The organism is Caballeronia jiangsuensis (genome assembly GCF_046030135.1).
Classification (GTDB): domain Bacteria; phylum Pseudomonadota; class Gammaproteobacteria; order Burkholderiales; family Burkholderiaceae; genus Caballeronia; species Caballeronia jiangsuensis.
Genome location: NZ_JAQQDB010000014.1, coordinates 193,608 through 200,373, shown reverse-complemented (window position 1 = coordinate 200,373; position 6,766 = coordinate 193,608). Strand labels below are relative to the sequence as shown.

General features: G+C 63.1%; 6 protein-coding genes. All 6 read right to left on the bottom strand.

The window, feature by feature from the left end:
- Positions 1–107: 107 nt before the first annotated feature.
- Positions 108–1,076, bottom strand: a complete 969-nt coding sequence (locus PQR08_RS17315; RefSeq protein WP_250486285.1) for a M14 family metallopeptidase — start codon at positions 1,074–1,076, stop codon at positions 108–110.
- Positions 1,073–2,545: an NAD-dependent succinate-semialdehyde dehydrogenase gene (locus PQR08_RS17310; protein ID WP_238212081.1), complete on the bottom strand. Its 1,473-nt coding sequence runs from the start codon at positions 2,543–2,545 to the stop codon at positions 1,073–1,075. Before PQR08_RS17310 ends, PQR08_RS17315 begins: the two co-directional genes overlap by 4 nt.
- 17 nt (positions 2,546–2,562) lie before the next feature.
- Positions 2,563–3,627 carry a tartrate dehydrogenase gene (locus PQR08_RS17305; RefSeq protein ID WP_187606671.1) on the bottom strand — a complete coding sequence of 355 codons (1,065 nt, stop codon included), beginning with the start codon at positions 3,625–3,627 and terminating at the stop codon, positions 2,563–2,565.
- Positions 3,628–3,722: 95 nt separating this feature from the next.
- Positions 3,723–4,220, bottom strand: coding sequence for an Lrp/AsnC family transcriptional regulator (locus tag PQR08_RS17300; protein WP_250486284.1), 498 nt, complete (start codon positions 4,218–4,220; stop codon positions 3,723–3,725).
- A gap of 43 nt (positions 4,221–4,263) precedes the next feature.
- Complete coding sequence (locus PQR08_RS17295; protein ID WP_250486283.1) at positions 4,264–5,673, bottom strand: aspartate aminotransferase family protein; 1,410 nt, start codon at positions 5,671–5,673, stop codon at positions 4,264–4,266.
- A gap of 164 nt (positions 5,674–5,837) precedes the next feature.
- Entirely contained in the window at positions 5,838–6,764 is a 927-nt protein-coding gene (locus PQR08_RS17290) for a 2-hydroxyacid dehydrogenase (RefSeq protein WP_250486282.1), read from the bottom strand.
- Positions 6,765–6,766 lie beyond the last annotated feature (2 nt).

Genomic DNA, 6,766 nt, shown 5'->3' with positions numbered 1-6,766 from the left:
TTACTTTCTTTGCAGCAGCAAAGAAAGTAACCCCCGCCCCGGGGAGGGGCAGTGCTAATAGACCACCACGAACCCGGGATCCGGCGAAAACAAACTCCGCGACATCTCTAATCCGATTGAATACGCTGTTCGATCCTGCCGAGCCGCACGACAGTCACTCCCGGACGTAATTGCCGCAATGAGGGCATGACGAGCATGCAATCGTCATAGGGCGTCTCGACGGCAGTGCCATCCGACCACCCGATCACGCTGCCCGCTTGGGGAAACACTTCGAGCCCGGTAAAGTCGCCCGCAAAACGAAAGTCCATGCTCTTCGCGACAACGGGTTCCGTCACCCGCACGACGAGCATCTCCCGCGGCGATGCCTGAATCCACCCCGCAGGCAAATCATCCTCGTCGACGACACCGGATAGCAGAAGAAACCGCGCAGTCACGTCGCGCGCCACGGTCACAGCGCCCGCTTCCCAGTGCTGTCCGCATTCGATAAGCAATGCATTCCTGCTGCTCGACGGATCGCCGAAGCCTTCGTAATCGCGCATACGCCGGCCTTCGGGATGGCCTTCATCGCAGATGACGGTCGCGGGCGTGCCGAGCCGCGCCGACAATTCGATGCCTTTATCAAGCGGCCCCGCGACGATCAGCGGCTTGCTCTTTTCATGCATCGAATGAAGATCGAGCAGCAAATCGACGGTATCGATCACAGGCCGCATCGCGCGGGCGCGGCGCAGTTCGCTCGAATCGCGCGAGGTGTCGTCGAGCGCTTGCGCAGTCCATACGCGATTGAAATCCTGATCGACGAAGCGCGATGCATCCGGCTTGCCCGCATCGAAGCGCGCGTATGCATCGACGTTCGCGAAGGCCAGCGTGAGCTTGCCGCGACGCGGCCTCAGGCGAGCGCGCAGCAACGCATCGACGACGATCGCGCCGCACACTTCGTTGCCGTGCGTGAGCGCGTTGATCATCACATGCGGACCGTCGATGCCCGAGTCGAACGTATGCACATACGGCACACCCGCGTTGCCCGCTGCATGCGCGCCGATATCGGGAAACGTGATCTCGATCGGATAGGCGTTCATTCGAGTCCGCCCTGGCAGAGATATTTGATCGACAGATAATCGTCGAGGCCATACTTCGAGCCTTCGCGTCCATAACCCGATTCCTTCACGCCGCCGAACGGCGCAGCTTCACTCGAAATCGCGCCTTCGTTGATGCCGACGAGTCCCGCTTCGAGCAGACGCGACACGCGATCGATGCGCTTCAGGTTCTGGCTGTAGAAATAGGCGGCGAGGCCGAACGGCGTATCGTTCGCGACGCGGATGGCTTCGGCTTCATCGTCGAAACGGAAGAGCGGCACGACCGGGCCGAAGGTTTCCTCGCAGCTCAATTGCATGTCGGATGTGGCGCCGGTGAGCACGGTCGGCGCGTAATAGTTCGGGCCGAGTTCGGCGAGACGCTTGCCGCCCGTGAGCGCGCGTGCGCCGCGTTCGACTGCGTCGCTTACGTGACGTTCGATCTTCTCGACCGCGCGCGCGTTGATCATCGGGCCGATCTGCGCGTCGGGGTCCGTCGCGGGCGCGACCTTCAATGCGGCGACACGCTTCGCCAGCAGATCGGCGAACTTGTCGTACACGGACGACTGCACATACACGCGATTCGGGCACACGCAAGTCTGTCCGCCATTGCGGAACTTCGATGCCATGAGGCCCGTGACGGCGGCGTCGAGATCGGCGTCGTCGAATACGATGAAGGGCGCATTGCCGCCGAGTTCCAGCGAGAGCTTCTTCAACGTGCCCGCCGATTCGCGTGCGAGGTATTTGCCCACCGGCGTCGACCCGGTGAAGGTGATCTTGCGCACGCGGCCATCTTCGAGCCAGTCGCCGACGGCTTCCTGCGCATTCTCGCGCGATGCGCCGATCAGATTCAACGCACCCGCCGGCACGCCCGCTTCATGCGCGAGCATCACGAGTGCAAGCGCCGTGAGCGGCGTGTCTTCGGCAGGCTTGCCGACCACCGTGCAACCCGCCGCGAGCGCAGGCGCGATCTTGCGCGCGATCATCGCGAGCGGGAAATTCCACGGCGTGATCGCCGCGACGATGCCAACCGGCTCCTTCACCGCGCTCATGCGCTTGCCGCGCTGCTGCTGCGGAATGATGTCGCCGTAGATGCGCGTGGCTTCATCCGCGAACCATGCGACATACGACGCGCCGTACATCACTTCGCCGCGACCTTCCGCGAACGGCTTGCCCTGTTCGAGCGAGATCAGACGCCCGAGCGCATCCGCGTTCTCGACGATCAGCGCATGCCAGCGATGCAGCACGGCCGCGCGATCTTTCGGCAGCGTATCGCGCCACGCGGGAAAGGCGCGCGCGGCGGCGTCGGTGGCGGCGCGGGCGTCGGCGGGGCCGCTGTCGGCCACTTGCGCGATGACATCGCCCGTCGCGGGATCGGTGACGGCGAAGCGCTTGCCGCTCGCGGCGGGAACCCATTTGCCGTCGATGAAATTGTCGGCGCGAATCAGATCGCTCAACTCGTATCGTTGCGTCATGATGGTCTCCGGAATGTTCAGCCGAGCAGGCGCGCAATGGCCGTGCCGACTTCCGTCGTGTTCGCTCGGCCGCCCAGATCGCCGGTATGCGGGCCTTGCTTGAGCACGGTTTCGATGGCGGAGAGCATCGCGTCGTGCGCGTCGCGTTCGCCGAGGAATTCGAGCATCATCGCCGCCGACCAGATCATCGCGACCGGATTGGCGATGTTCTTGCCCGCGATATCCGGCGCGGAACCATGTACCGGCTCGAACAGCGACGGGAAGTTGCGCTCCGGATTCATGTTGGCCGAAGGCGCAATGCCGATCGTGCCCGTGCATGCCGGGCCGAGGTCCGAAAGAATGTCGCCGAAGAGGTTCGTCGCGACGACCACATCGAAGCGATCCGGGCTCAGGACGAAGCGCGCGCACAGAATGTCGATGTGCTGCTTGTCCCATTTGATCTCGGGATACTGCGCGGCGATTTCGGCGGCGCGCGAATCCCACCACGGCATGCTGATCGAAATGCCGTTGCTCTTGGTGGCGACCGTCAGTTTCTTCTCGCGTTTTTGCGCGAGATCGAACGCGAACTTCAATACGCGTTCCGCGCCCTTTCTCGTGAAGATCGACGTCTGCGAGACGAACTCGCGTTCCGTGCCTTCGAACATCGTGCCGCCGACGGACGAATACTCGCCCTCGGTGTTTTCGCGCACGATCATGAAGTCGATGTCGCCCGCCTTGCGGTTCGCGAGCGGCGAGGGCACGCCGTCGAAAAGACGCGCGGGCCGCAGGTTGATGTACTGATCGAACTCGCGGCGAAACTTGAGAAGCGAACCCCACAGCGAGATGTGGTCCGGCACGGTGTCAGGCCAGCCGACCGCGCCGAACAGAATCGCATCGGCGTCTTGCAGTTGCGCCTTCCAGTCGTCGGGCATCATCTGGCCGTGCTGCGCGTAGTAATCGCAACTCGCCCATTCGATATGCCGGTACTCCAGTTCGATATTGAAGCGCTTGCTCACGGCATCGAGCGCGCGCAATGCTTCGGGCATCACTTCCTTGCCGATGCCGTCGCCCGGAATCACGGCAATACGATATTTGCTGGACATGTGCTACTCCGCGTGAAGATGATCGACGATAAAAAGCACGCACGTGCAAAACGCGCGTGCGTGCATTCGTTCATGAGAAGAATGAGGCGCGCGCCTCAGTGATGATGCTGCGAGAAGAGCGTTTCGAGCGGATAGTGCGTTTTCACGAACGCCGTCTTGATGATGACATAGCTGAAGTACTTTTCGATGCCGATACCGCGTTCCAGCAGCCCTTCGATGATGCTCTGGTAATGGCTTACGCTGCGCGTGACGAACTTGAGCAGATAGTCGTAGCCGCCGCTCGCGAGATGACATTCGACGATCTCGTCGACATCCTTCACGGCATTCACGAAGTTGACGAAGTCTTCGCGGCGATGATCCGCGAGCGTGACTTCGGTGAAGACCACCTGCACGTCGCCGAGCTTCTCGAGCTGAATCTGCGCGCCGTAGCCGACGATGAAACCCGCCTTCTCCAGCCGCTTCACACGAATCAGGCAAGGGCTGGGCGACAGACCGACCGCATCGGCGAGCTCCACGTTCGTGATGCGTCCGCGCTTCTGCAATTGCGAGAGGATACGCAGATCGATTCGGTCCAGCTTGCTGTCGGTGCTCATCGCGGCGGGTTCGGTCTCGCATGTCGGCGGTCGGTCGATGTTATCACGCAGCCGCGCGGGAGCTGAAGCCCGATCCGCCCTTCAAGGCGTCGCGTACTTCGCTCTGCGCGAGCACGTCGTCGAGCGTTTTCGTGAGGCGCTCGAACAGCATGTCGAAGTTCGCCTGCGTGTAGCACAGCGCTGGCGCGAAGCCGAGAATGTTGTCGCCGAACGCGCGAAACACGAGGCCGTTGCTATATGCGGCTGCGGCGATACGGTCCGGCAGCTTGAGCGATGCATCGAAGCCGCGCTTGCTTTCCTTGTCGGCGACGAGTTCGAGCGCGCCGAGCAAACCGCGATGACGCGAATCACCGACGAGCGGATGTTCGAGCAATGCGTCGAGCCCTTGCGCGAAACGCGGCGCCTGCGCCTGGCCGTTCGCGAGCAGGCCGCCTTCATGATAGAGCCGCATCACTTCGAGGCCGATAGCCGCGCTCACCGGATGCGCCGAATACGTGTGGCCATGACCGATAACCGCGGACGCGTCGGCGCCATCGGCGATGCCTCGATAGACCGCGTCGGACATGAGGACCGCGCCCATCGGCGCATAGCCTGCGGTCAAGCCCTTCGCGACCGTCATCAGGTCCGGCTCGACGCCTTCGCCTTCGCACGCGAAGAGCGGACCCGTGCGGCCGAAACCGGTGATCACTTCATCGGCGACGAAGAGGATATCGAGCTTGCGGCATGCATCGCGCATCGCCTTAAGCCAGCCCGACGGCGGCACGATCACGCCACCCGAGCCTTGAATCGGCTCGCAGAAGAATGCGGCGACGTTGTCCGCGCCGAGCTCCGCGACCTTCGCTTCGAGCGCCTGCACCGATGCCGTGATGAGCGCGGCGTCGTCGGCGTAATCGTTGCGATACGCATACGGCGAAGGAATGTGATGCTGCGTCGCGAGCGGCAGATCGAAGTTGCGATGGAACGCGGGCAAGGCGGTCAGTCCCGCGCCGATCGACGACGATCCGTGATAACCACGTTGCAGCGCGATGCAATGCTTCTTCGACGGACGGCCCGTCGCGTTGTAGTAATGCGTGATGAAGCGCAGCGCGGAATCGACGGCATCCGAGCCGCCGAGCGTGAAGTACACGTGTTGCAGCGACGCGGGCGCGAGCTCGACGAGCTTCGCGGCCAGTTCGATCGCGGGCTCGGAGCCGAAGTGGAAATAGCTCGTGGCGTAGGGCAGTTTCGTCATCTGCTTCGCAGCGGCCTCGACGATGCTCGCGTGCCCATAACCCGTGTTCACGCACCACAGGCCGGAGAATGCATCGAGCAACTGCCTGCCTTCGATATCGCGCAGGAACACGCCATCGGCGGAATCGAGCACGGTGACGCCGCGTGCCTCGTGCGCGCGATAGCTGACGACGGGATGAATCAGATGTTGACGGTCGGACTCGACAAGCGACTTGATCGGCATGATGCGACTCTCTCTTCGCGAAGGGGGCGGAATGGCTCTTGACCGTTTCATACTATCGGCAGAGCCGTATCGCGCGCATCGCCAAAAAAATCGCCAAAAAGTGAATTCGCGGTTTTTTTCGGGGGGCGCGCAGCATTTTGTGCTGCGCGCCCCGGAGGACGGGCTCAGTAGCCGCGCGTGCGGTCGATTGCGCCGATCATGCGCTCTCCCGCGCGATGGCGGCGCAGGTTCTCCAGCACCACATCGACGGCGGTTTCCGGCCGCGTCGCGCTCGCAATATGCGGCGTCAGGCGCACGCGCGGATGCGTCCAGAACGGATGCGTCGGCGGTAAAGGCTCGGGATCGGTTACGTCGAGGATCGCGGCATGGAGATGGCCGCTGTCGAGCGCATCGAGCAGATCCTGCTGAATCACCTGCGGGCCGCGCCCCACGTTGATGAACGATGCGCCTTTCGGCAGCATCTGGAACACGTATTTGCCGATGAGCCCGCGCGTCGCATCCGTGAGCGGCAACAGGCACACGAGGATATCGGTGCGGGCAAGGAACGTATCGAGCGATTCGATGCCCGCATGACATTCGACGCCTTCGATCTCGTGCGGCGAACGGCTCCATCCGGCGCAATCGAAGCCGAAGAGCCGCAGCGTTTTCAGCACCGCCGTGCCGAGCATGCCGAGCCCGAGCACGCCGACGCGCCGCGTCGAGGCGGCGCGCACGGGCATCTCGCGCCAGATGCGCTCGCGTTGTTGCGCGGCGTAATCGAAGAGATCGCGATGAATGGTGAGCACCGCCTGCGTCACGTATTCGACCATGCCTTCGACGATGCCCGGCTCGGTCATCCGCACGACCTCGACATGCGGCGGCACGCCCGACAGATCGAACTGATCGATGCCCGCGCCCACGGAGAAGATCACTTCGAGATTGGGGAATGTCTGCATGACGTCGGCGGGCGGCTGCCATGCGGCGAGATAGCGGACGGCGGCGGGATCGCCGATATCGGGCCACACGCGGAACGCCACGTCCGGCGCTTTTTGCGCGAAGTGCTGCGCCCATTGCCGGCCGCGTTCGGGATCGGCTTTATAGAGGATCGTCATGG